The sequence below is a fragment of the Marinobacter sp. LV10R510-11A genome (assembly GCF_900215155.1).
Classification (GTDB): domain Bacteria; phylum Pseudomonadota; class Gammaproteobacteria; order Pseudomonadales; family Oleiphilaceae; genus Marinobacter.
The window spans coordinates 872118-894327 of the sequence record NZ_LT907980.1 but is presented as its reverse complement, the minus strand read 5'-3'; the positions used below and the strand labels follow the sequence as shown (position 1 = coordinate 894327).

Annotated in this window: 22 protein-coding genes; 11 read left to right on the top strand and 11 right to left on the bottom strand. The window is 53.4% G+C overall.

All coding sequences use genetic code 11. The features are described from left to right. Nucleotide 1: 1 nt before the first annotated feature. The 3 genes from cydB to cydC are packed head-to-tail and all read left to right on the top strand — an operon-like array spanning nt 2 to nt 4325. On the top strand, nt 2-1003 hold the full coding sequence (gene cydB / locus CPH80_RS04255; protein WP_096275770.1) for a cytochrome d ubiquinol oxidase subunit II: 1002 nt from the start codon (nt 2-4) through the stop codon (nt 1001-1003). Beyond that, nucleotides 1004-2716, top strand: coding sequence for a thiol reductant ABC exporter subunit CydD (cydD, locus tag CPH80_RS04250; protein WP_096275769.1), 1713 nt, complete (start codon nt 1004-1006; stop codon nt 2714-2716). After that, the gene (cydC, locus tag CPH80_RS04245) at nt 2709-4325 is read left to right on the top strand and encodes a thiol reductant ABC exporter subunit CydC (protein WP_096275768.1); all 1617 of its coding nucleotides are present in this window, start codon (nt 2709-2711) and stop codon (nt 4323-4325) included. Before cydD ends, cydC begins: the two co-directional genes overlap by 8 nt. Nucleotides 4326-4335: 10 nt before the next feature. On the opposite strand, the gene CPH80_RS04240 is transcribed toward cydC, so the two are convergent. Beyond that, nucleotides 4336-5577 (bottom strand): saccharopine dehydrogenase family protein, encoded by a 1242-nt coding sequence (locus CPH80_RS04240; protein ID WP_096275767.1) that lies wholly within the window; start codon nt 5575-5577, stop codon nt 4336-4338. Nucleotides 5578-5745: 168 nt separating this feature from the next. On the opposite strand from CPH80_RS04240, the gene CPH80_RS04235 reads away from it, so the two are divergent. Together CPH80_RS04235 and CPH80_RS04230 are read left to right on the top strand one after the other, a co-directional pair. Then, nucleotides 5746-6087, top strand: a complete 342-nt coding sequence (locus CPH80_RS04235) for a hypothetical protein (RefSeq protein WP_096275766.1) — start codon at nt 5746-5748, stop codon at nt 6085-6087. Between the two features lie 12 nt (nt 6088-6099). Beyond that, a complete protein-coding gene (locus CPH80_RS04230; RefSeq protein ID WP_227520349.1) occupies nt 6100-6594 on the top strand; it encodes a hypothetical protein in 495 nt (164 codons plus the stop codon). On the opposite strand, the gene CPH80_RS04225 is transcribed toward CPH80_RS04230, so the two are convergent. From CPH80_RS04225 to CPH80_RS04215, 3 genes are all read right to left on the bottom strand, one after another. Then, nucleotides 6591-7433 (bottom strand): putative RNA methyltransferase, encoded by an 843-nt coding sequence (locus tag CPH80_RS04225; protein WP_096275765.1) that lies wholly within the window; start codon nt 7431-7433, stop codon nt 6591-6593. The two genes, CPH80_RS04230 and CPH80_RS04225, sit on opposite strands and share 4 nt — an antisense overlap. A gap of 107 nt (nt 7434-7540) precedes the next feature. Next, the gene (locus CPH80_RS04220; RefSeq protein ID WP_096275764.1) at nt 7541-8482 is read right to left on the bottom strand and encodes an electron transfer flavoprotein subunit alpha/FixB family protein; all 942 of its coding nucleotides are present in this window, start codon (nt 8480-8482) and stop codon (nt 7541-7543) included. Beyond that, a complete protein-coding gene (locus CPH80_RS04215) occupies nt 8483-9232 on the bottom strand; it encodes an electron transfer flavoprotein subunit beta/FixA family protein (RefSeq protein ID WP_096275763.1) in 750 nt (249 codons plus the stop codon). 527 nt (nt 9233-9759) lie between these two features. Between CPH80_RS04215 and CPH80_RS04210 the strand changes: the two genes are divergently transcribed. Continuing rightward, nucleotides 9760-11412: an electron transfer flavoprotein-ubiquinone oxidoreductase gene (locus CPH80_RS04210; RefSeq protein ID WP_096275762.1), complete on the top strand. Its 1653-nt coding sequence runs from the start codon at nt 9760-9762 to the stop codon at nt 11410-11412. A 149-nt stretch (nt 11413-11561) separates the two neighbouring features. Here the strand turns inward: CPH80_RS04210 and CPH80_RS04205 are convergent, their stop codons facing one another. From CPH80_RS04205 to CPH80_RS04180, 6 genes are all read right to left on the bottom strand, one after another. Continuing rightward, entirely contained in the window at nt 11562-12023 is a 462-nt protein-coding gene (locus CPH80_RS04205; RefSeq protein ID WP_096275761.1) for an FKBP-type peptidyl-prolyl cis-trans isomerase, read from the bottom strand. 93 nt (nt 12024-12116) lie between these two features. After that, the gene (locus CPH80_RS04200; RefSeq protein ID WP_096275760.1) at nt 12117-12683 is read right to left on the bottom strand and encodes a DUF1285 domain-containing protein; all 567 of its coding nucleotides are present in this window, start codon (nt 12681-12683) and stop codon (nt 12117-12119) included. Between the two features lie 11 nt (nt 12684-12694). Continuing rightward, nucleotides 12695-13147, bottom strand: coding sequence for a phosphohistidine phosphatase SixA (gene sixA, locus CPH80_RS04195; RefSeq protein ID WP_096275759.1), 453 nt, complete (start codon nt 13145-13147; stop codon nt 12695-12697). Nucleotides 13148-13172: 25 nt separating this feature from the next. Continuing rightward, on the bottom strand, nt 13173-14240 hold the full coding sequence (locus CPH80_RS04190; RefSeq protein WP_096275758.1) for an NAD(P)H-dependent glycerol-3-phosphate dehydrogenase: 1068 nt from the start codon (nt 14238-14240) through the stop codon (nt 13173-13175). Nucleotides 14241-14303: 63 nt separating this feature from the next. Beyond that, nucleotides 14304-14795: an STAS domain-containing protein gene (locus tag CPH80_RS04185; RefSeq protein ID WP_096275757.1), complete on the bottom strand. Its 492-nt coding sequence runs from the start codon at nt 14793-14795 to the stop codon at nt 14304-14306. Nucleotides 14796-14809: 14 nt separating this feature from the next. Beyond that, complete coding sequence (locus CPH80_RS04180) at nt 14810-16030, bottom strand: PP2C family protein-serine/threonine phosphatase (protein WP_096275756.1); 1221 nt, start codon at nt 16028-16030, stop codon at nt 14810-14812. Between the two features lie 113 nt (nt 16031-16143). Between CPH80_RS04180 and CPH80_RS04175 the strand changes: the two genes are divergently transcribed. Next, complete coding sequence (locus CPH80_RS04175; protein WP_096275755.1) at nt 16144-17628, top strand: HD domain-containing protein; 1485 nt, start codon at nt 16144-16146, stop codon at nt 17626-17628. Here the strand turns inward: CPH80_RS04175 and CPH80_RS04170 are convergent. Beyond that, nucleotides 17618-18661, bottom strand: a complete 1044-nt coding sequence (locus tag CPH80_RS04170) for an NAD(P)/FAD-dependent oxidoreductase (RefSeq protein ID WP_096275754.1) — start codon at nt 18659-18661, stop codon at nt 17618-17620. The two genes, CPH80_RS04175 and CPH80_RS04170, sit on opposite strands and share 11 nt — an antisense overlap. Nucleotides 18662-18728: 67 nt before the next feature. On the opposite strand from CPH80_RS04170, the gene CPH80_RS04165 reads away from it, so the two are divergent. From CPH80_RS04165 to CPH80_RS04150, 4 genes are read left to right on the top strand one after another with little or no spacing between them, the layout of a single operon-like run. After that, nucleotides 18729-19685, top strand: coding sequence for an acyl-CoA desaturase (locus CPH80_RS04165; protein WP_096275753.1), 957 nt, complete (start codon nt 18729-18731; stop codon nt 19683-19685). Then, nucleotides 19682-20149: a nuclear transport factor 2 family protein gene (locus CPH80_RS04160; protein ID WP_096275752.1), complete on the top strand. Its 468-nt coding sequence runs from the start codon at nt 19682-19684 to the stop codon at nt 20147-20149. The genes CPH80_RS04165 and CPH80_RS04160 overlap by 4 nt, the downstream gene beginning before the upstream one ends. Next, on the top strand, nt 20146-20946 hold the full coding sequence (locus CPH80_RS04155) for an SDR family NAD(P)-dependent oxidoreductase (protein ID WP_096275751.1): 801 nt from the start codon (nt 20146-20148) through the stop codon (nt 20944-20946). The genes CPH80_RS04160 and CPH80_RS04155 overlap by 4 nt, the downstream gene beginning before the upstream one ends. Continuing rightward, the gene (locus CPH80_RS04150) at nt 20943-22208 is read left to right on the top strand and encodes an NAD(P)/FAD-dependent oxidoreductase (protein WP_096275750.1); all 1266 of its coding nucleotides are present in this window, start codon (nt 20943-20945) and stop codon (nt 22206-22208) included. The genes CPH80_RS04155 and CPH80_RS04150 overlap by 4 nt, the downstream gene beginning before the upstream one ends. Nucleotides 22209-22210 lie beyond the last annotated feature (2 nt).

The window sequence follows — 22210 nt, the reverse complement described above, 5'->3', positions numbered from 1 at the left end:
CATGGAACAGTTTGATCTTGTATTGATCTGGGCATTCATCATCGGTTTTGGCGTCATCATGTATGTATTGATGGACGGCTTCGATCTGGGCGTGGGAATCCTGTTCCCCTTCGCCCCGTCGGAGCAGGATCGCGATACGATGATGAACTCGGTTGCGCCTGTATGGGACGGCAACGAAACCTGGCTGGTGCTCGGCGGTGCTGGGCTCTTGGGGGCATTCCCTCTGGTCTACAGCATTTTGCTGCCGGCGTTGTACATTGGCGTGTTCCTGATGCTGTCTGGTCTGATTTTCCGCGGCATCGCGTTTGAGTTTCGCTTCAAGGCACGCACCTCACGTTATCTGTGGAACTGGGCCTTTGCCGGCGGTTCAACCGTGGCAGCGTTTGCACAGGGTGTGGTAGTGGGCACCTACATTCAGGGGTACGAAACTGCCAATGGCGTATTCACAGGTGGCGCGCTGGACTGGCTCACCCCCTTCACCGTTCTCACGGGTCTTGGGTTGCTTGCAGGTTATGCGCTACTGGGGTCAACTTGGCTGATCATGAAAACCGAAGGTCGGTTACAGGAATGGGCTTATAAGATTACCCCGCCTCTGCTCGCAGCGGTTCTGGTGGTCTTCGGTATCATCAGCGTGTGGACTCCGTTCATTGACGATATGGTGCAGGAACGCTGGTTCAGCAACTTGAGTGTAATCTGGGTACTGCCCGTACTGACCTTGCTGTGTGCGTTTCAGATTTTTCGGTCAGTGCGCAATCGTTCAGAAGGTATGCCATTCGTGGCCACCATGGGGCTGTTTATAACCACCTATCTGGGGCTGATAGTCAGCCGTTGGCCTTATGTGGTGCCACCTGACTACACCCTGTGGGACGCAGCGTCGGCTTACAACTCACAGATGTTCCTGTTGATTGGTTTGCTGATTGTGATTCCTTTTGTGCTGACTTACACAGCCTGGACCTACTGGGTTTTCCGGGGCAAGGTACGAGCTGGCGAGGGCTATCATTAAGTGGCCGAAACGCAGGTCGAGAGCGGCGCTGTAAGGCGTTGGCTATCGGGGCTTGCCAGCGGCAACCGGCGCTGGATTCAGGGCACGGTTGCGGCCGGCACCTTGGCTGGCGTCGCCACCATCATCCAGATGGTGTTTCTGGCGCGGATTGTTCACCTCGGTGTAATTGAGAAGGCGTCAGCCGCTGTGCTGGCGCCGCTCTTTATCGGGCTTGTTCTGGCCGTTGTTTTTCGCTCAGTTGCACAGGGTGCACAGACCCATCTGGCCGCAATGTGCAGCGAACAGGTACGTCGCACTGCCCGCCGACAGATTCACCAACACTGGCGCAACAGCGGCCCTCTCGTACTTGGGCAAACGTCTGCTGGTAGTCTGGCGCGGGAGTGGATTGACCACGTTGACGCCCTTCACGGCTACTTTGCGCGCTTCCTTCCACAGATGATGCTGTCGCTTGTTGTTCCCCTGATGATTCTGGTGTTTGTATTCTATCTGGACTGGCTCGCCGGCATTTTCCTGCTTCTGTCTGCGCCGCTGATTCCCCTGTTCATGGCGCTTGTGGGCATGGGCGCAGAAAAACTGAACCAGCAACACTTTGAGATCATCAGCCGGCTGTCTGGTCAGTTCCTGGATAAGGTTCGAGGGTTGACGACATTGCAGCTGTTCGGGCAAACCGAGCAAGCCGCAGAGGTGATTCAGCAGCGATCAGATCATTACCGCAGGATTACGCTGAAAACCCTGCGTATCGCATTTTTGTCATCGGCGGTTTTGGAGTTTTTCGCTTCCGTGGCCATCGCCGTTATCGCCATTTATATCGGCTTTGGTCTGCTGGGGTATATCTCCTATGGGCCATCTTCGGATTTGACTCTTTTTTCCGGCCTTTTGATTCTGCTACTTGCTCCGGAATTTTTTCAGCCGCTGCGAACGCTCTCCCAGTACTATCATGACCGCGCCGCAGCTCTTGGCGCCGGTGCGGAGATTCTGGCAAGGCTTGGTGGTCAAGAGCCTGTCAGTTCCGCCGAGAACGCCGACGACGATGTTGGGGTTGAGTCTTTAGCCAGTGAGCCGATCACGGGCAGCGAGACACTTGCGCTGAGCTCTGTGTCGCTGGCCTTTCGATCAGGTCACGAGATTCTGAACAACGTATCGCTGACTATCGTTAAAGGTGACGTAATCGCGCTGACCGGCCCCTCGGGGGGTGGTAAATCCACGCTCTTACATCTTCTGGCGGGTTTCCTTACGCCAGACAGCGGCGAGATTCACGTGTTTGGTAAGCCGGCGGGTAGCTTTGCCTTTGGCTGGCTTGGCCAGAACGGCTTTCTCGTGCACGGCACCTGGGCGGACAACCTCCGACTCACGACACCAGATGCTTCGGATGTGGCTATCGAAACCGCTTTGAGGAATGTGGGTCTTGGGCCCTTGTTGGATAGCCGTGAAGACGGCATTTTGAGCAAGGTTTCAGAAGATGGCCAAGGGCTTTCCGGCGGTCAGGCCCGACGCCTCAGCCTGGCCCGTATTTTCGTGGCCGATTACGACGTAATTCTTCTGGATGAGCCCACGGCCGGCCTCGACACCGACAGTGAAATGTTTGTACTGGAAGCTTTGCACAAGTTTGCTCTGGCCGGCAAAACACTGATCTTTTCCACCCATCATTACGCTCTTCTGGCTCTGGCCAATCGGGTACTGTTGATTTCTGGTGGGGAGGTAAAGGATGTCTGAACTAAAACCCTGGTTGAAGTTGATTTATGGGCGCCCCGGAAGGCTTCTTATTGGCGCATTGCTGATGCTGGCCGCCCTACTCTCGGGGCTTGGGCTGCTTGCTTTATCTGGCTGGTTTATCACAGAGACAGCACTGGTTGGGGTTCTACTAGCGGCCAGTTTACCGGCCACCATCAACTTATATGTGCCCGGCGGCGGTATCCGGTTTTTTGCGGTGTCTCGCACGGTGTCGCGCTATGTAGAGCGGTTGTACAACCACGATACGGTGTTGAGGTTGCTAACGGATATACGCGTGGCACTGTTTCGCAAGCTGGCCTCTGCCGGGCGTGGCCAACGGCGCGAACTAACGGGCGCTCAGTGGCTTTCTAGGCTGACTAGCGATGTTGATGCGCTGGACACCCTGTATCTTCGCCTGATCGCTCCGGCGGCATTGGCTGCTTTCGTGACCTTGCTTGTGTGTGTTCTGGCTGCGGTGCTTTTTGATATCCAGGTTGCTGGCGGCGTCGCCCTGATACTCGGGGCAGCTTTTTTGATCGCGACCTTGGCTACCTATGCGCGCACCGTAAAAATTGCCTCCCGCCAGAGCGACCAACAGGAAACCCTGCGGATGGCGGTTATTCAACACTTGGAAGGCTTTGCTGAACTCACGGCAGCCGGTCGCACAGGTAAGCACGGCGCGTGGCTTCTGCGCCAGGCGCATCAGGCATCGTCGGCACAGGTAAAAGCGGATTCTCGCATTGGCTGGCATCAGGCCGGTTCGCATTTACTGATTAATATATCTGCGGTGTTTGCGCTCTGGGCTGGCTTTGAGCTATTTCGCTCTGGGGTGATTTCCGGCCCGGTGCTGGTTTTGCTGCCGATTGCCCTGCTCGGGCTCGCAGAAGTCTACAGCGCGCTGCCCGATGCCTTCGGCAAGCTGGGAGCCACACAGGCTTCCGCTGCACGCCTGAACCGGGACTGCCGAGATGCAGACGCCACAGATTCCTCGGCCACGTTTAGCCTACCTCCGGGTACCGCCCTGGTGGCTAACGACCTTGCGGTAAAGTATCCCGAGCACGCGCCGCTTTTTACGAACTTTAATCTGCAGGTGAGAACCGGAGAACGAGTGGGTATTCTGGGGCATTCCGGGAGTGGAAAGTCGTCGCTTGCAGATTCGTTTGCTGGGCTTTTGGATCCTTCAAACGGCGCCTGCACCCGCCTTCCATGTGCTTATCTCACTCAGGAAACCGTATTGTTTGAAGATACATTGCGGGCAAACCTGCTGCTTGGGTTTCCCAATGCAACGGATGCAGATCTTTGGAGTATTCTGGAGCGGGTTGATCTAGCGGAACGGTTCGCCTCAGAGAGGAATCAACTAGATACCTGGCTGGGGAGTTCGGGTAGCCGGCTTTCCGGTGGCGAGGCTCGGCGTGTTGCCCTTGCGCGGGTGCTTCTGAGCGCAGCTCCTTTGCTGATACTGGATGAGCCATTTACCGGCGTTGATGCGGCCACACGAGAGAAGATCACACGGCAAATGGATGCTTGGCTGGAAGGCAAAACGGTGATTAGCCTTGCACACGGGCCGGATGCCCTTCCTGGCACCGACCGTGTCATTCAGCTCGGGGGCTGAAGCTGTGCTTTTAGCGGGTTTCAACCACCTCGAACGTCAGCCCGGCTTTGCTGGTTAGGCGTTCCAGCAGCTTGCCATCCAATAGCGATGCGGGCGTCCAGAAGCCACCCGGCTGATCCGCAGGTACATCGAACGCCAGGCACATGCCGGCTTCGCCAAGCATTTTTCTGGTTGAGCCGTAGCCTGGGTCGGCATCGCCGGTCACTTTCGTGATGATGGTTTTGCCGTCCTGCGTACGCCCAACAAAGCGCAGATCATAGAACCCTGCCTTCTGAGCATCGGGATCCGGACCGTCACCGGGCTTGGGTACAAACTTTTCCACCAACCAGCGCGTAGGTTTTATGGCGGATGCCGTAAAGAAGCCTGCCAATGCAGCTGTAATCCCGTAAGCCGTAAGGCGGCCCTTGGTGCCGCTACCCGCCATCATGGCTTCATCATAGGTGAATTCTTTACCGTAACGGGCGTTCTGCATCGCGTTAGACCGGTGCACCACGCGAGTATTGATCGCCCCCATAACAAACGGCGCCAGCCACACGTTAAATGTTTTGTCGAATTCGGCCCCTTTCAGGCTTGGCTGGCGCACCTTTGAGCGGTGCTCAGAAGGGCAGATAGAAAACGGGTTGGCCAGTTCTTTACGCAGTTTCGGATCGGCTGCCGCCTCTTTGGCTACGTTAATCATTGAAGCAACGGTGCCACCTGAGATACCGCCCTTGGCAACCTTCACGCGCATACGAACGTCTTGGCACGGCTCACCAAAGGTCTTTTCTGCCTGTTGCTGCAGGAACCACACGCCCATATCCGACGGAATGGAATCAAAACCGCAGCAGTGCACAATTCGCGCGCCTGTTGATTTTGCTTGGTCTTCGTAGCGCTCAACCATGCGGCGTATCCACTGAACCTCACCCGTTAGGTCGCAGTAGTCGGTGCCAGTCGTTACGCAGGCTTTTACCAGAGGCTCGCCAAATAAAGCGTAAGGGCCGACGGTAGAGATAACCACGCGGGTTTGATCGCACATTGCCGTTAAGGCCTGGTCGTCGGTGGCATCTGCGAGGATCACTGGCAAGTCGCCAGAAGCGGTTCCCAGATCAGACTTCAGCGAGTTGAGCTTGGCTTCTGAACGCCCGGCGATAGCCCATTTCACTTCACCGGCCACACCGTAAGATTCAAACAAGTAGCGTGTAAGTAGCTGGCCAACGAAGCTGGTGGCGCCGAAGACAACGAGATCGTAAGTCGTTTTTGCTGGTTTTGTCATGGTCTGTCCTTCCATAAAGGCATGTAATAGGCCGATCTTAACAGCTTTGAACCCGCAGTCTAACTTCGCACACTAACAGCCCTGCCGACGTCGGCAGGGCCAATCGCACAACCCGGTGTATAGGGCACACTGACAAATACCGATCAGATGAATTCCCGGAGACATGAATTGACCACTTTCCTCCTTATTCTCAGTGTGTTTCTCGCCATTTTTAGCGGCTTTCTGTGTTGGCAGGTATTGGAACAGCACAAGATCATCGCCCGCATGATGGCCCAGTCGATGGAGGGTGACCAGATATCCGCTCTGGACAAAGAGCCGGATATGGTTCTTATCCTAAAGGTACTCAACCCGATTGCGGTCGCAAAACGGGAATCGCGCTCTGCTCGGGTAATGGCAGACAAACTCCCCGTAATGGTTCGCAAAATGGTCTACCAAGGCGTGATGAAAGAGCTGGAAGAAGAGCTTGCGGAGCGAGAAATCGAAGTGGACATGCACATTGAGTATCGCTAAGAGGATTGCACTGTGACTATTCAGCCCGCCATAACACTGCTCTTGTTGGTGATTGCATTCGGTAGCCTATGCTATGCGTTTTGGCAGTTGCAGCGTTCTAGGACACTTATGCGGATACTCAACTCGCACCACATCGCAGCCAACAGTGCCGTTCAGAGACGACGCATGGATCTTTATGAGATCCGCAACCGGGCTAAGCTACTTGAAGACACGGTGTCTGGCAGTGCCAGCGCGGTCGAAAAGATGCACAGAGCCATTTCCAATACGACGTTCAGCTTGGTTGATCATTTCACGAAGGATGACGAGTTTCGCCAGAGCGCGCTTAAAGCCCGGAAAACCCACGATCAGGCCAGCAGGCAGGTTTACCATGCAGTGCGAACCACCAATAAAGCGATTCACATCTTGGCAGACACATTGTTTATCACAAAAGCAGAAAAACGGGTGGTACTAAAAAAGGTCCCTCCGAAAACCCACCGGAAAAAGATCAGTAGCCCAAGGGTTCGTTAATCCTTTCTGAGGCGCCTGATCGTGACTTCTACCGTAACGTTTAGTGATTCGAGCTCTGCGGCGCGGGCCAGGCCCTCCGCGTTAGCGCGATAAAGATGCGGTGTCATGGCCAATAAATCCTTGATGGCGGCTTTGTCAGGAAGGGCCAGATTGTAGCAAACAACGGATGCTCCCAGGTTTGTGAATCCATCTGGGGCAGTTCCCTGGGCTTTTTTAGGCTCTTTTAGTTCTGGATAAATGATTTCACGCAGCTCTTTAAGGTGGTTTGGCCCGGCATCCATCTGAACAACCTCACCACCGGGCCTGAGCACCCGGGCAAACTCTGCGTACACGGGAAAACCGAACAGGCACAGTATACGATCCAGTGTTTCGGGCAATACAGGCAGGTTGGCATTGCTGCCCACAACCCAAGCTGACTTTTTGTACTGTTTTGCGGCTGATAACACGGCCGACTTGGATATATCCAGCCCTATCAGGGCGAGCGTCGTCTTTTGCGGTGCGCTATCGGCCAGATAACGCATGTAGTACCCCTCCCCGCATCCCGCATCCAAACAACTGATGGATGGTTCACTGAAACCTTCAGGGAATACGGCATGGCAGAGCGCCTCGGCGATGGGTTGATAGTACCCCGTACTCAGGAAACGTTGACGCGCTGCGACCATCTCTTTGTTGTCGCCTGGATCTTTAGAGCGCTTGTTCTGTACCGGTAGTAGGTGAACATACCCCTGGCGGGCAATATCGAAACTGTGGCCGGCATCGCATTGCCAATTGTGGCCCTTTTTCTGCAGCGCAGAACCGTCGAGTGGGCAAGCAAGAGCTTCAAACGCGCTGATGGTCATTCAGATGTATCCGGGGTTGTAGGCGTGTTACACGTATTGGCTGACAGTTTATGGTGCGGCAACAAAAAAGACACCCGAAGGTGCCTTTTTTGTTGCCTGAGAGAAAGTTACAGAACTTTCTTCAGCTCCTCTTCAAGTTCCGGTACTGCTACAAACAGGTCCGCTACCAGGCCGTAATCGGCAACTTGGAAGATCGGCGCTTCTTCATCCTTGTTGATCGCAACGATCACCTTGGAATCAGACATACCGGCCAAGTGCTGAATGGCACCAGAAATACCAACCGCTACATACAGATCAGGGGCAACAATCTTACCGGTCTGGCCTACCTGCATGTCGTTTGGCACAAAGCCAGCATCGACAGCTGCACGGGATGCACCCATACCAGCGCCCAGCAGATCAGCAATCTTCTCCAACATTTTGAAGTTTTCGCCGTTCTGCATGCCACGACCGCCGGAGATAACAATACCGGCGCTGGCAAGTTCAGGACGATCAGATTTAGCTTTCTGCTCGCTTACAAAGGAAGAGAGGCCCGCGTCTTTTACAACGTCCAGTTGCTCAACCGAAGCCGAACCACCTTCAGCGGCCACCGGATCAAAACCTGTCGGGCGAACGGTTATAACCTTGATGCTGTCGTTGGCCTTAACCGTTGCGATAGCGTTACCGGCATAGATCGGACGAGCGAAGGTGTCTTCAGACTCAACGCGGATGATGTCAGATACCTGAGCAACGTCCAATAGCGCAGCAACGCGCGGCATGAAGTCTTTACCTGTTGTACCGGCAGCGGCCAGAATGTGGCTGTAGCCTTTGCCCAGCTCAGCAACCAGCTCGCCCAGGTTTTCACCTAGGAAGTGGCCGTAAGCTGCGTTATCGGCAACCAATATCTTTGCAACACCTTCAGCTTTTGCTGCGGCTTCTGCAACGGCACCGCAATTTTCGCCGGCAACAAGCACATCAATATCGCCACCGATGGCCTTGGCAGCCGCTACAACGCTAAGAGTAGCCTGCTTAAGGCTGCTGTTGTCGTGTTCAGCAATTACAAGGATGCTCATTTAGATCACCTTCGCTTCGTTCTTCAGTTTATCGACCAGCTCGGCAACGTCGGCCACTTTAACACCTGCCTTACGGGCAGCCGGTGCTTCCACTTTCAGAGTGGTCAGGCGTGGGGTGATTTCAACACCTAGGTCAGCCGGGCTCATGACGTCGAGTGGCTTTTTCTTGGCCTTCATAATGTTTGGCAGAGACGCGTAGCGTGGCTCGTTCAAACGCAAGTCTGTGGTTACTACCGCTGGCAGATTCAGGGAAACGGTCATAAGACCACCGTCTACCTCACGGGTGACATTTACTTTTTCGCCATCAACAGCCACTTCTGAAGCGAAGGTGCCCTGACCCATTCCAGTCAGTGCAGCCAACATCTGGCCAGTCTGGTTATTATCAGAATCGATGGATTGCTTACCAAGAATGACGAGCTTTGGCTCTTCCTTCTCAACAACGGCTTTAAGCAACTTAGCCGCCTCAAGAGACTGAACTTCTTCGTCTGCCTCAATGTGGATACCACGGTCAGCACCCAGCGCCAATGCAGTACGAATCTGCTCTTGGCACGCCTTGGGGCCTATGGAAACCACTACGATTTCGCTAGCAATACCCTTTTCTTTAAGGCGAACCGCTTCTTCAACAGCGATTTCGCAGAATGGGTTCATTGCCATTTTGACGTTGGCGAGATCAACACCAGTGTTATCCGGCTTGACGCGTACCTTTACGTTGTAGTCGATTACTCGTTTTACAGCGACCAGAACCTTCATAGATTCCTCGTTCTTCTACGATGGGTTAATGACTCTCAATTAAAAACACTCTACGACTGGCCCGTGTGGGCGGATTACAGAGCATTCTCAATTGCTTCGTCTCGGCGCAAGATACCGCATATGGGTATACAGGCCAAACACTACAAACAGCGGCCTCACACAGGGGCCATCCGTCACGGCGCACTAATACTGAAGGCAAAGATAAAATGGGTCAATAGTCCTGTGAGACGCCCCACCCGTGTTTTCTGAGCCAATCAGTAGGTACTGCCCGTGCTGTTAATAGCATTAATACGCTGAGCAATAGATTCAGCGCTTTGAATTACAGCACAAAACTACAATGCCAAAGCTTCGTGCAAATTTCAAACAAACGTTTGTTTGAATCATTAAATACGCTATCCTCTGAGTGTATATAGCTGGAGTATTCAGCTGTGAGTAGTCGTCTGGGAGCACTTTTAGCGGTATGATGGCGCTCTAGAAACTAAAGCCTGCGGGCATATAATATTCATTAAATGTGTGAGGAGACCAACGTGGAACGCGAATCGATGGAATTTGATGTTCTTATCGTCGGCGGCGGCCCTGCTGGCCTGTCGGCAGCTTGCCGTGTTATGCAGCTGGCACAAGAAGCCGGCGAAGAACTGACCGTTTGTGTGGTAGAAAAAGGTTCTGAAATCGGCGCTCATATCCTGGCCGGTACGGTATTTGAACCCACTGCCCTCAATGAACTCTTCCCCGATTGGAAAGAGAAAGGCGCACCTCTGAATACCCCGGTTACCCGTGATGATATTTTCCTGCTGAAAAACCAGGAAAACGGAACCAAGATTCCGAACGCATTTGTTCCCAAGAACATGCACAACCACGGCAACTACATTATTAGCCTTGGTAACCTGTGCCGCTGGCTTGCTGAGCAAGCAGAAGCCTTAGGCGTTGAAGTTTACCCAGGCTTTGCTGCGGCCGAGACCATTATAGAAGACGGCCAGGTTAAAGGCATTCTTACGGGTGACATGGGCGTCGCTGCCGATGGTTCAGAAAAAGACGGCTATATGCCAGGCATGGAACTGCGTGCCAAGTACACCCTGTTTTCAGAAGGTTGTCGTGGCCATTTGGGCAAGCGCCTGATCAGCGAATTCAAGCTGGATGAAGGCAAAGATCCCCAGCATTACGGCATCGGCATTAAAGAACTGTGGGACATCGACCCGGCTAAACATGAGCCAGGCCTAGTTGTGCACACAACCGGCTGGCCCCTGAGTGAAACCGGCACTACCGGTGGCTCTTTCCTTTATCACCTTGAAAATGGCCAAGTGTATGTGGGCTTGATTGCTGACCTTTCTTACAGCAACCCGCATATGAGCCCGTTTGATGAATTCCAGCGTTTGAAGCTTCACCCAGAATTCAGCAAATACCTGGAAGGTGGCAAGCGTGCATCCTACGGTGCTCGTGCATTGGCCAAAGGCGGATACAACTCTCTGCCAAAAATGAGCTTCCCGGGCGGTCTCCTGCTGGGATGCGATGCGGGCACGATGAACAGCTCCAAGATTAAAGGCTCCCACACGGCTATGAAGTCTGGCCTACTGGGCGCAGAAGCGGTATTTGAAGCCTTGAAGAATGGTCAATCTGGTGAGGAAATTACCAGCTTTGCTGATCGTTTCGAAAAGAGCTGGCTCTACAAAGAGCTATATGACGAGCGCAACTTCGGCCCTGCAATGCACAAGTTTGGCAACGTCATCGGTGGCGCAATCGCCTTCTTTGAGCAGAACATTCTGCGCAGAAGTCTGCCTTTCACCCTGCGCGATCTAACGCCAGACCACGCCACAATGAAGCTTGCGTCTGAATGTAAAAAGATTAGCTATCCTAAGCCGGATAATAAGCTGACATTTGATCGCCTGACCTCGGTGTTTGTTTCCAACACCAACCACGCGGAAAATCAGCCGGTTCACTTGAAGCTGACTGATCCGGATATCCCGATCAACGAAAACCTGCCAAAGTACGATGAGCCCGCTCAGCGCTACTGCCCTGCAGGGGTTTACGAAGTGGTTGAGAAGGACGATGGCAGCGGTAAGCGGTTCCAGATAAACGCTCAGAACTGTGTTCACTGCAAGACGTGTGACATCAAGGATCCTGCACAGAACATTACCTGGGTAACGCCGGAAGGCGGCGGTGGGCCAAACTACCCCAATATGTAGATTGGCAAGCTAGTCCCGCGCATTGAGTTAATTGATGCGTTGAAAGCGGAGGTGCGGTTAAAACTGCACCTCCGCTTTTTTATGGGTGCCATTTTTCAGGCATAAAAAAGGCCCCCGCAGGAGCCTTTCTAAAAACGGCTTATACACTCTTAGTGAGCGTGGCCGTGTTCCTGTTCTTCATCAGTGGCGTCGCGCGCTTCAAGGACTTCCACATCGAAGTGCAACGTTTCGCCAGCCAACGGGTGGTTCGCATCAATTGTGACGGTTTCTTCGTTGACTTCCATCACACGAACTACCTGGGGGCCGTCCGGAGTTTGTGCTTGGAACTGCATGCCTGGCTCGATGCTCTCTACACCTTCAAAGGCGGTACGCGGAACAGGCTGAACCAGTTCTTCGTTAATTTCGCCGTAGCCTTCAGCCGGCTCTACAGAAACCTTTACCTGGTCGCCTACGTTTTTTTCGTTCAGTGCACTTTCAAGTCCACCGATGATAGCTTGTGCACCTTCGAGATAAGCCAGCGGCTCGCGACCTTCTCCACGAGAGGAGTCCAGCTCTTCTCCCTGGTTGTTGGTGAGCGTGTAATTGATGGTGACAACGCGAGGTTGGGCCATGTGATCTCCTTGAGTGTCGCAATGACTGTATGTTTGATTAAAAGTAATATAGTGCGTTTTCCACCGTCATTTCTGGGGGCGCCCCACGGCTTTTCAACCGCCCTGCCCAATTTTATAGAAATTTCCGTGACTAAATACGCCCAGTACAGTGTTTCCATCGATAGTCTGTTCAACAACATGCTCTGCTAGATCATAATAAGCTGCTGTTGTAAGCCGGGCGTCAACTCCGTGACGTACCCGTATAATTGGCCGGGGTTGCCCAGAGTCTTCGTAGCTACCTACCTCGAGCGGATGCTCATTGCACACCTCAAGCGTTTCACCCACGTTGGTTGTCAGCTTTATGATCTGCTGCTCGCCGGTGCCCTCTACCTTAAGAGAGTGAGCAAGCAGTGGCGTGTCTTCTACCTGAATCCGCCACTTCTCTACCGGTGTTAAGAGGTAGTACTGGCCGTCTTCTTCGCGCCGAAGAATGGTAGAGAACAGCTTTACTATCGCTTCCCTGCCCAGGGCCTCGCCTTTGTGGATCCATTGCCCGTCACGGCTTATGCGAAGATCCATATCGCCCGAAAGCTCCGGGTGCCATTTTTCAAGCGGAGGCCGGCTGAGGTTCTTCGTGGTTTTCTTCACTTGCTCGACGAGATTTTCCGGGTTCTGGCTCATAACTCTCCTCCCTAAACTGGGCAAAACTGGGTTTTCAAGTCGGCACAGCCGGGACCGACCACTGGCAAATCGAGAACAACGGCCTGAGCAGTCATGAACGGAATGCCGCGCCTGTGCCCATCAACTAGCAGGGTGGACAGGCAGCCGACCAAAGGCATATGAGAAACCAGCATCAACGGCGAATGCTGGTTTTCAAGGAGGGCGTTCAGGCATAACCCAGGGTCATCTTCAGGCGTGATGAAGGCTTTTTCTTCTACGGGGCAGTTGAGGATTTCCGACACAATGGCCGCTGTCTGCCTTGCCCGCACATAGGGGCTGGTCCAGATTTGCTCTGGCCGCCAAGGCGACGCGGCAATTTGCGCTGCGCATTCCGCCACTTGGTGACGGCCAGCTTCGGTGAGCGTTCGTTCCTGATCCAGCGTGTGCCAGCCGGCTTCGCCGTGACGCATGATAAGCAAGTGCACAGCTCACCTCCCTGGAGTTAGTTCGTTATTCGGCGATGGTCCGCGGCAGGATGAATTCAACGTCCGAGTTCTGTACAGACATCATCAAACTGTTTATCACTGCACTGATGGATGCATCTCTGTAGAGAATTTCATAAAGACCGCGCACCAGTGGCATGTAAATGCCGATAGCCTCGGACTTTTCTTTCACCAATTCGAGGGTGTAGATCCCCTCCGCTACCTGACCCAGTTCTGCGACTGCATCGTCGAGTTTCTTGCCCTGCCCAACCGCATATCCAATTCTATAATTACGGCTTTTTGATGAGGTGCAAGTAACGATCAAATCTCCGACGCCCGCCAGCCCCATAAATGTCATGGGATTGGCACCGAGACTGACAGCAAAGCGGCTCATTTCCGCCAGCCCGCGCGTAATCAGCATGGCCTTGGCGTTTTCGCCCATATCCAATGCCGATGCAAGGCCGGCCACAATGGCATAGATGTTCTTGAGCGCGCCCGCCAGCTCAACACCGTAAATATCCACGTTGGCGTACACACGAAAATACTCGCAGCCGAGCAAGTCCTGAACCGTGCGCCGCACGTCGAGATCCTGGGCGGCAATAACGGTTGCCGTAAGATCCCGATTTACAATTTCACTAGCCAGGTTTGGCCCGCTCAGCACGCCAATACGGCAGCGGGGTATTTCTTCTTGGAGAACTTCGCTCATCAGCTTAAAGCCATGAGCTTCAATACCCTTGGTGAGGCTGACAACAATCTGTCCTTCGCGGAATTTGCTGCTGTTTTCGCGTATAACTGAGCGAAAAGCCTTACTCGGGATAGCTACAAATACAATTTCAGCTCTATTTACGGCGTCTGCAAGATCGGTGGTGGGTTGGATGTCCCCTTTGATCTCTATACCGGGCATATAACGGCTGTTTATCCCGGTTGTGCGAATTTCGTCGGCTTGGCCTTCGTCACGCATCCAGAAATGAACCCGATGGCCATTCTCTCCGAGTACTTTTGCCATGGCAGAACCGAAGCTGCCTCCTCCGAGAACCGCTACATCGCGTACCGGCTCTTTGGCCTCGTTCGCTAGGGGCTCATTTTTTTCGGGCATAATTATTCCGTCTGTTTTGAATCAGGTCTAAATCTGCAGACTCGTGATGCTAGGCGCTGCGGCTCAGCCGGGCTCTTCACATTCCAGGGCACGCACCAGATTCTTGAACTCTTCCCGGTTTTGCTGGTTTAGCCCCATAAGAACTTTATGAGCATCTAATACCTTTTCACGAACGTCTTGCTCGCTAGCCCTCAACACGGGTATTTCTTCCAATTCTTCAATTCGTGAGGCAGGCTCACGGACAATAATGAAGATCTTGTCGAAACCCATAGAGGTAATGACACGGGTGATATCCGGGTTGTTAGAAATCAGCGTAGGTAAAAAGTGGCTTTGCTTTTGGGCCGCCATGGCGATCTTGGCGAGCAGGCCGAGGGTGGTGCTATCGATGATTTCAGTTTCGGTGAGATCAATCACCACGGTCTTAAATTGCGGATCCAGGGTGATGGAGTCAACTAGATTGTCCAGCGTACAACAAAGGTTGAGCCGGATTTCTCCAATAAACTTCAGGACGTAAATGCCCTGTTTTTCAGCCTGCAAGATTTTATAACCAGCCATGTCTCACACTGCCACTATTTCAACGACGAGTTGTCTAACACTGGAACTATATCAGTAACCGTCACAATACCAATATCGTCCGGTAACTCTGTGATCTCGTCGAGATTGAGAGCCTCGCTAAGAGATGCGACAGTGTGACGACCTCCAGATACGAGTTCAAGTAGTCTCTGCTCCTTTTCATCAAGACTCTTTTGACGGATGACTTCGAGAATGCCATCTGAAAACAGAATCAAGTGGAAGGGTTTGTCCAGAGGAACCTTGTACACTTCCCACTGTGGTGACTCAAAAAGTCCTACGGGAAGGCCGCTGCCCTCCAAAAAAGCGGTTTCGCCATCTTCAAACGACAATACTGGCATCGGAAAGTGGGCGCCTACCGCATACTCTAATGTACGCTCACTAAGGGAAATGATGCCAACAAAAACGGTTACGTGTTTACCCAGACCGGTATCGAGCAGTTCTGAGTTAATTCGCTCAAGAAACCGATCGGGATAAAGGATATCGTCGCTGGACCCACGGCGGAAGTTACGCTGTAAGCGATTGCTGAGATTTTTGAGGAGTACGGTCACAAACGCAGAGCTGGCTCCATGGCCGGATACATCGGCAATGTAGACCAGTGTTTTGTCTTCCGTGAGTCGAAAATAGTCGAGAAAATCGCCACTCAAATACAAAGACGGTTTGATCAAATGATCAATATACAGGCCGCCAGTGATCTGTTCTTTTTCCGGCAGCATGCGCAACTGCACCTTGCGCCCTGCTCTCTGGTCCGCACGCAGCTCTGCAATTCCGTCTCTCAGGTCGCGGTTGGCTTCTTCAAGCTCTTGCCTGTAAAGCTGATTCAGACGACGCACGCGCACCCTTTCGAGCAGCTTGCGAATAACATCACCCAAAGCGCTTTTATTTTGGCCGCAAGGTTTGAGCAGAAAATCGGCAGCCCCTGCACGAAGCGCGTCGACGACGTGTTTGCTGGATTCGGTGGATGAGCAAGCAACGATAGGCGTGAGCGATTCTGACTCTTCCAGACGATCTGCCAAGCTCTCGATTTCGGTGGGCGAGAGGTCTGCAAAGATTACGTCGGGCATGTTATCGTCAATAATCGCGCTTGCCTCAGCGAGATCGCGACAGCCTGAGACGTAAAACCCTTTCGTTTCTAGGTAGCGCGCAAGATCGGCGCGAGCCTTCTCGTCGGCATCAATGATCAGAATACGAATTAGTAGGCGCTCGGTGCGCGAGGTCATGGCTACTGCCCTAAACTACCAGCGATAAACGAAAAATGGCGTGTCAAAACCTATTTTGGCATGCCCCTGTGATATAACAAGGCCAGTTTGGCGAAATCCGGAGATTCCTGCGAATGAGAAGAGCGGTAAATGACCTGTTAGGTGCTTATGACAAGCTGATCATGGATCCGGTTCACGGTGCGATCCCGCTATATCGACATGAGATTCAGGTGATTGACCACCCTCTGTTCCAGCGGCTGCGCAACATCTGCCAGAATGACATCCTAAGCTTGGTTTTCCCAGGTGCGACTCACTCCCGCTTTCTACACAGTATTGGTGTGATGCATGTGGGCACCCGCATGTTCCGCTCGATGATTGATGCCTATCTGCGCAAACGTCAGCTGAGTGAACAGACCGATCTGAGCTTGAGCCAATTGGATGCCATAGATTACTTGGCTAAAACCATCCGCCTCGGCTGTTTGCTTCATGACGGCGGTCACTCCAGCTTCTCTCACCAGTTCACCCAGGCACAACGTATTCGTGAACTGATGTCCCGGCCCGGTCGGTTTGCAGAGTTGTGGAAAGGCGTTGATTATTCCGCTTACCATAGTGAAGAGCCGGAAGAATTGGAGCATGAACACTATTCAGTGCGGGTTGCCCATGATGTACTTTGTGCGGTGGATCTGGAAAGCGCGGGGATTGTCGCCCGGGATGTCATCGGCATCATGGAAACCACAGATGTAGCCCCCAGCGAAACCTTCTGCCGTCATGCCCGAACGTTTTGGGGCTTCATTGCCGGCGAGGATGCAGAAGCCGAATCACTGATCAGCAAAAACATTCCGCGCCTGGTGCTGGATCTGCTCGCCTCCATTGTATCGGGTGAAATCGATGCCGACCGCGCCGATTACATGCTGCGGGACGGGTTCCACTCATCCGTTACCATTGGCGGATTTAACCTAGACCACCTGCTAAGCAACCTGCGTTTTGGCTGGGATGAGTCAGAGCCTTGGTTGGGGCTGGCGATTACCCAAAAAGGTCTAGGGGCGTTGGAGGACTTTGTTTACAGCCGCTATCAAATGTATCGCAAGGTGTATGCACATAAGACTGCTTTGGGATTTGACTGGCTTTTGCGTGAGGCCATCAACGAAGTTCTGGAAGACCCAGAAAGCTTTGAGTGGATCGATACCTGCCTGAGCAACATGCAGTACTTCGCCGAGCTTACCGATAGTTTCTTCTGGGAAGCCTTCCGAAAGGTGGCACGTCGGCGGCCGGAGAGCTTTTCTTTTTGCATCGTTAATCGCGTAAAACTGAACCATCTCGATACCCGTGAAGATCTCTCACCCAGCGAAATTGCCAGCCATAGCGCCTGGCTGGCCGAGGCCATGGATCTGAACCCGGCCCACGTGGTCACCTGCTCCATGCGCGCCCGCTTCTCCAACATTCAAGACAATTTTAACGGCATCAAGGTGCTGATTCGGGACCCGGTACACCGTACCCGCTCGCTGAAACAGATCACCGATGTGAGTGCCTTTTTCAGCAAATTTAGCGACGGAACCATTACCCACTTCTACACCCGCCCAGACAGCACAAAAGATACCGGGCCAAGCATTACCTGCTAACCGGGTTTTCCGTGCACGCAGACACTAAGCTGCAGGCGCTGTCGAAGGCGCCTTCAACCCTGCCACCGCTGAGCCAATCACCCGCAATACCAATACCCTGCTTTGGAAACCACAGGTGGCCGGGGTTGGCACCGCCTTCAGAGCGGGCGTACAGCCAGCGGTGCGGTACTGTGTCCGTAACGGCCACTTGGGTTCCCGTCAGTTCCCGAAACGCAGCAACCATCTCTTTAGCGACCTGTTCTGGCGGAGTTTCTACATTCCTCTCAGTCCATTGCGGATTCGCATGCAGAACCCACCAAGCGCCCTTGCCTTCCTGAGCTACGTTTTTGCGGCCCGGTTTGCTGGAGTTGTTGGCTGCCCAATAAAGCACCGGATGTTCACAGCGCATGCCTTCGTGCCGGGGCCAGGGGTTTTCTTCAAAATGCGCGGCTACGGCCCAGCATGGCAGCACCCGGCTTACGGCATCATCAAGCTGTGCAGCCAGTTCAGGCAGATTACTCTGGGCAAGCAGGTCTCGCGCCTGGGCAGGCGGAGCGGTAATAATAACCTGATCGAATTCACCCACCTGCTTGCCATGGGTATCAGACAGCACCCAGCCCCCGTCAAATTGAGCTAAGCTTTCAATGCGGGTTTCCGAAACCACGGTTGCGTGGGCGGAGAGCGCGCGAGAAATGGCGGTCATTCTGGGGGTGCCGACGTAGCGAAGCTCGTCGGGAAATGCCTGCCACTGGCCATCGCTGCTGTGAAATCCGAACTGGCCGTCCCAGATAGCAAAGCTGCTATCGCCTGCGAACTCCGTAAGGAACGGCAGGAAATCCGGATTACGGGAGGTGAAGTACTGAGCGCCTATATCAGCAGAGCCTTCGCCCACTCGTTTTGCTGCAAGCCTGCCACCTGGGCCCCGGCTTTTTTCAAACACCGTTACTTCGTGCCCCTGCTGTTTCAGCTTAATAGCTGAAGTCAGGCCAGAAAGGCCTGAACCAACAATCGCAATGCGGCGTATATCAGTTGTACGGAACGTCTCATTAAACATGGTCTATGGTGCATCCAAGTGCTGTGGTCAGAGCGTACAAACCATCAAGTGAAAGGGCAATCAGGGTATGACCCGAGTGCAAAACGTGTTTATCAATATTCTGAGATGGTTCGATTCCGACGCCGGTTCGGATCACATAGATGTAACTTCCCGAGCCTTCAATGTTGTGCGCGTCATTCCGTTTCTGGCGCTGCACCTGGCATGCCTACTGGCCTTCTACACCGGCGTAAGTGCGGTTGCAGTCGGATTCGCCGCCTTCTTTTTTTGGGTGCGAATGTTTGCCATTACCGGATTCTACCACCGGTACTTTGCACACAAGACGTTTAAAACCAGCCGCCCTGCTCAGTTCATATTTGGAGTGCTGGGTGCCAGCGCCGCTCAACGCGGCCCGCTTTGGTGGGCTGCACACCACCGGCACCACCACCAGCACTCTGATCGGGAACAAGATCTGCATTCCCCTCATCAAGAAGGCTTCTGGTGGTCACACATGGGCTGGTTTACCTGCGATGCCGGCTTTGCGACCGATGAAAAGCGTATACGCGACTGGCTGAAGTTTCCCGAGCTAAAGCTTATCAATCGTTTTGACTCACTGATACCTGCTGCTGCAGCCATTCTGATATATGGCTTGGGTGAAGCGCTTGCAGCTTGGGCGCCGGGGCTTGGCACTAACGGTTTACAGATGCTGATTTGGGGCTTCTTCGTCTCTACCGTGGCGCTATTCCATGCAACAGTTTCCATAAACTCGCTTTCCCATGTGTGGGGCAAGCGCAGGTTTGAGACTCCCGACGACAGCCGCAATAACTTCTGGCTCGCTTTGCTGACCTTCGGCGAAGGCTGGCACAACAACCACCATCGCTGGCCCCAGTCCGTTCGTCAGGGCTTTCGGTGGTACGAAATTGATGTGACATGGTACGGGCTCTGGCTGTTGTCAAAGCTGGGCATCATCTGGGATCTCAACCCGATACCTCAGCGTATTCAGGAAGAAACCCGTCAACTTGACCTAATAAGGAGGGCGCAGAAATGACAACCGTCCCAACAATTGAAGTGGGCCACCCGCATTCGGCGGTGCCCGGCACACTGGAAAGATTTAGGTGGCTCTTTAACGAGCTGGATAAAGGCAACCTGAACAAATTGCCCGACGTGTACAGCGAGGACATCCAATTTCAGGATCCGCTGGGCGCAGTGGACGGTCTCGATGCGTTAACACGCTATTTTGCGGGGGCATACACCAACGTTATTTCCTGCCATTTCGTCTTCGACGATGCAGTGGTTCAGAACAGTTTTTCCACGATTCCTTGGGTGATGCACCTCCGACATAAACGTATTCTGGGTGGGCGCGAGATTCAGGTAGCCGGCATCAGCCACGTTGAAATCAAAAACGGAAAAATCTGTTACCACCGAGACTACTTTGATGCCGGTCAGCTCTTGTACGAAAACCTGCCGGTGATTGGTAGTTTTATACGTTGGGTTAAGGGTTACGCGGGATGAGTGAACGCCTCGATACTGTATCTAATATCTGGGTTACCGGCGCCAGTTCCGGCATTGGAGAATGCGTAACTCGCGCCCTAGTTAGGGGCGGGCACACGTTGGTTGTTACCGGGCGTCGGCCAGAGCCTCTTGAGCAAATAAAAGCCCTTGCACCAGAGCGCATTACACCTGCCGCAGCGGATACAACCAGCAAGGACGATCTGCAGTCGATTGCGCCCGCTCTGGAATTCCACGGCGATCTGAACATGGCTATCCTCAACGCCGGTACTTGCGAATATCTCGATATCGCGAATTACAGCAGTGATGTGATTGAGAAGAACATACAAACTAACGTAATTGGTACAGCCCGTTGCGTTGAGATCGCGCTGCCGGCGTTGCGCCGAACCCGCGCTAAAGGGTTGCCCGCCACTTTGGTTATTGTGGGCTCGTCTGCCTGGTGGTTCCCCTTCGCCCGTGCAGAAGGCTACGGCGCCTCAAAAGCTGCACTGGCTTATTTTGCACATAGTTTGCGGGCAGATCTTGCGGCCGAAGGCATTGATGTGGTGCTGGTTTCTCCTGGCTTTGTAAAAACGCCACTGACCGAGCGCAACGATTTCCCAATGCCCTTTCTGGTAACAGCTGAAAATGCTGCCGAGCGCATCATTAGCGGCCTTGCCAAGGGCCATAACGAAATCGCTTTCCCAAAACGCTTTACATGGATTCTGAAATGTCTGAGTGCCCTGCCCCAGTCATTGATTGATCGAATGGCCGCCTCCATGGCCCGCAAAGGCTCCAGCGAACAGGAAACAAAGGAATGAGTAACGAACGTCAGCGTATTGCTGTCATTGGCGCCGGTGTGTCTGGCCTAACAGCAGCATGGCTTCTCGCTGAAAAGCACGATGTCGAAATCTTTGAAGCCGGCGATTACGCCGGTGGCCATACCAACACCGAGTATGTAGAGGCAGGTGGGCGCACCTGGCCGGTGAACACCGGCTTTATCGTATTCAACGACTGGACTTACCCAAATTTCATGCGCTTGATGGAGCGCCTGGGCGTGCCTTCAGAAGTCAGTGAGATGAGTTTCAGTGTGGATTCCAGCACGACCGGCCTGCAATACAACGGAACCAGCCTGAACTCCTTGTTCGCACAGCGTAAGAACCTACTGAACCTGCCCTTTTTGAATATGGTGCGGGAGATTCTGAGGTTCAATAAAGAAACCCGTGCAGACATGGCGGCCGGCAGGGTTCAAAGCACCGAAACACTGGGTGAGTACCTGAACCGTAACGGCTATTCCCGGTATTTCCGGAACAACTATATTGTGCCCATGGGTGCAGCCATATGGTCGGCGCCGGAAATCGTGCTTGAGCAGTTCCCGATACGGTTTTTTCTGCAGTTCTTCAATAATCACGGCATGCTGTCGGTGGACGATCGCCCAACTTGGCGCGTTATTTCCGGTGGTTCGGCACAGTACGTAAAGGCCATGATGGAACGCTTGGGGGGCAGCATGCACTTGAATACCCCGGTGCAAGCTGTAAGCCGGAGTGAGCGTGGCGTTACGGTCAAAACCGATGGCCAGATTCACGAGTTCGATCAGGTTATTTTTGGCTGCCACAGCGACCAAGCCCTAGCCATGCTAACCGACCCCAGCGATCGGGAGCGTGAAATCCTAGGCGCTATCCCGTATCAGAAAAACGATGTGGTACTGCACACAGACAGCAGTGTGTTGCCAGAAAACCGCAGAGCCTGGGCCGCGTGGAACTACTTTATCCCCAAGCACAGCACTGAACCAGTTTCTGTTACCTACAATATGAACACGCTGCAGAATTTCCACGATGCACCGGAAACTTTCTGCGTCACCCTGAACCGCAGTCACGACATTGCGCCAAATAAGGTGATCAAACGTTTCAGTTACGCCCACCCGGTGTTTACGCTCGACGCGGTTCAGGCTCAGGAACGCTACAGGGAAATCGGCAATAAAAACCGTACGCATTATTGCGGCGCCTACTGGTTCAACGGCTTCCATGAAGATGGCGTGCGCAGTGCGCTGCGGGTAACCAGTGATTTTGGAGTGGAGCTCTAACA

Excerpts from the sequence above, each read along its gene's own strand:
- cydB (WP_096275770.1), top strand. The coding sequence starts at position 2 with ATGGAACAGTTTGATCTTGTATTGATCTGGGCATTCATCATCGGTTTT.
- cydC (WP_096275768.1), top strand. The coding sequence starts at position 2,709 with ATGTCTGAACTAAAACCCTGGTTGAAGTTGATTTATGGGCGCCCCGGA.
- CPH80_RS04240 (WP_096275767.1), bottom strand. The coding sequence starts at position 5,577 with ATGACAAAACCAGCAAAAACGACTTACGATCTCGTTGTCTTCGGCGCC.
- CPH80_RS04225 (WP_096275765.1), bottom strand. The coding sequence starts at position 7,433 with ATGACCATCAGCGCGTTTGAAGCTCTTGCTTGCCCACTCGACGGTTCT.
- CPH80_RS04220 (WP_096275764.1), bottom strand. The coding sequence starts at position 8,482 with ATGAGCATCCTTGTAATTGCTGAACACGACAACAGCAGCCTTAAGCAG.
- CPH80_RS04215 (WP_096275763.1), bottom strand. The coding sequence starts at position 9,232 with ATGAAGGTTCTGGTCGCTGTAAAACGAGTAATCGACTACAACGTAAAG.
- CPH80_RS04205 (WP_096275761.1), bottom strand. The coding sequence starts at position 12,023 with ATGGCCCAACCTCGCGTTGTCACCATCAATTACACGCTCACCAACAAC.
- CPH80_RS04200 (WP_096275760.1), bottom strand. The coding sequence starts at position 12,683 with ATGAGCCAGAACCCGGAAAATCTCGTCGAGCAAGTGAAGAAAACCACG.
- CPH80_RS04190 (WP_096275758.1), bottom strand. The coding sequence starts at position 14,240 with ATGCCCGAAAAAAATGAGCCCCTAGCGAACGAGGCCAAAGAGCCGGTA.
- CPH80_RS04185 (WP_096275757.1), bottom strand. The coding sequence starts at position 14,795 with ATGGCTGGTTATAAAATCTTGCAGGCTGAAAAACAGGGCATTTACGTC.
- CPH80_RS04180 (WP_096275756.1), bottom strand. The coding sequence starts at position 16,030 with ATGACCTCGCGCACCGAGCGCCTACTAATTCGTATTCTGATCATTGAT.
- CPH80_RS04175 (WP_096275755.1), top strand. The coding sequence starts at position 16,144 with ATGAGAAGAGCGGTAAATGACCTGTTAGGTGCTTATGACAAGCTGATC.
- CPH80_RS04170 (WP_096275754.1), bottom strand. The coding sequence starts at position 18,661 with ATGTTTAATGAGACGTTCCGTACAACTGATATACGCCGCATTGCGATT.
- CPH80_RS04165 (WP_096275753.1), top strand. The coding sequence starts at position 18,729 with ATGACCCGAGTGCAAAACGTGTTTATCAATATTCTGAGATGGTTCGAT.
- CPH80_RS04160 (WP_096275752.1), top strand. The coding sequence starts at position 19,682 with ATGACAACCGTCCCAACAATTGAAGTGGGCCACCCGCATTCGGCGGTG.
- CPH80_RS04155 (WP_096275751.1), top strand. The coding sequence starts at position 20,146 with ATGAGTGAACGCCTCGATACTGTATCTAATATCTGGGTTACCGGCGCC.
- CPH80_RS04150 (WP_096275750.1), top strand. The coding sequence starts at position 20,943 with ATGAGTAACGAACGTCAGCGTATTGCTGTCATTGGCGCCGGTGTGTCT.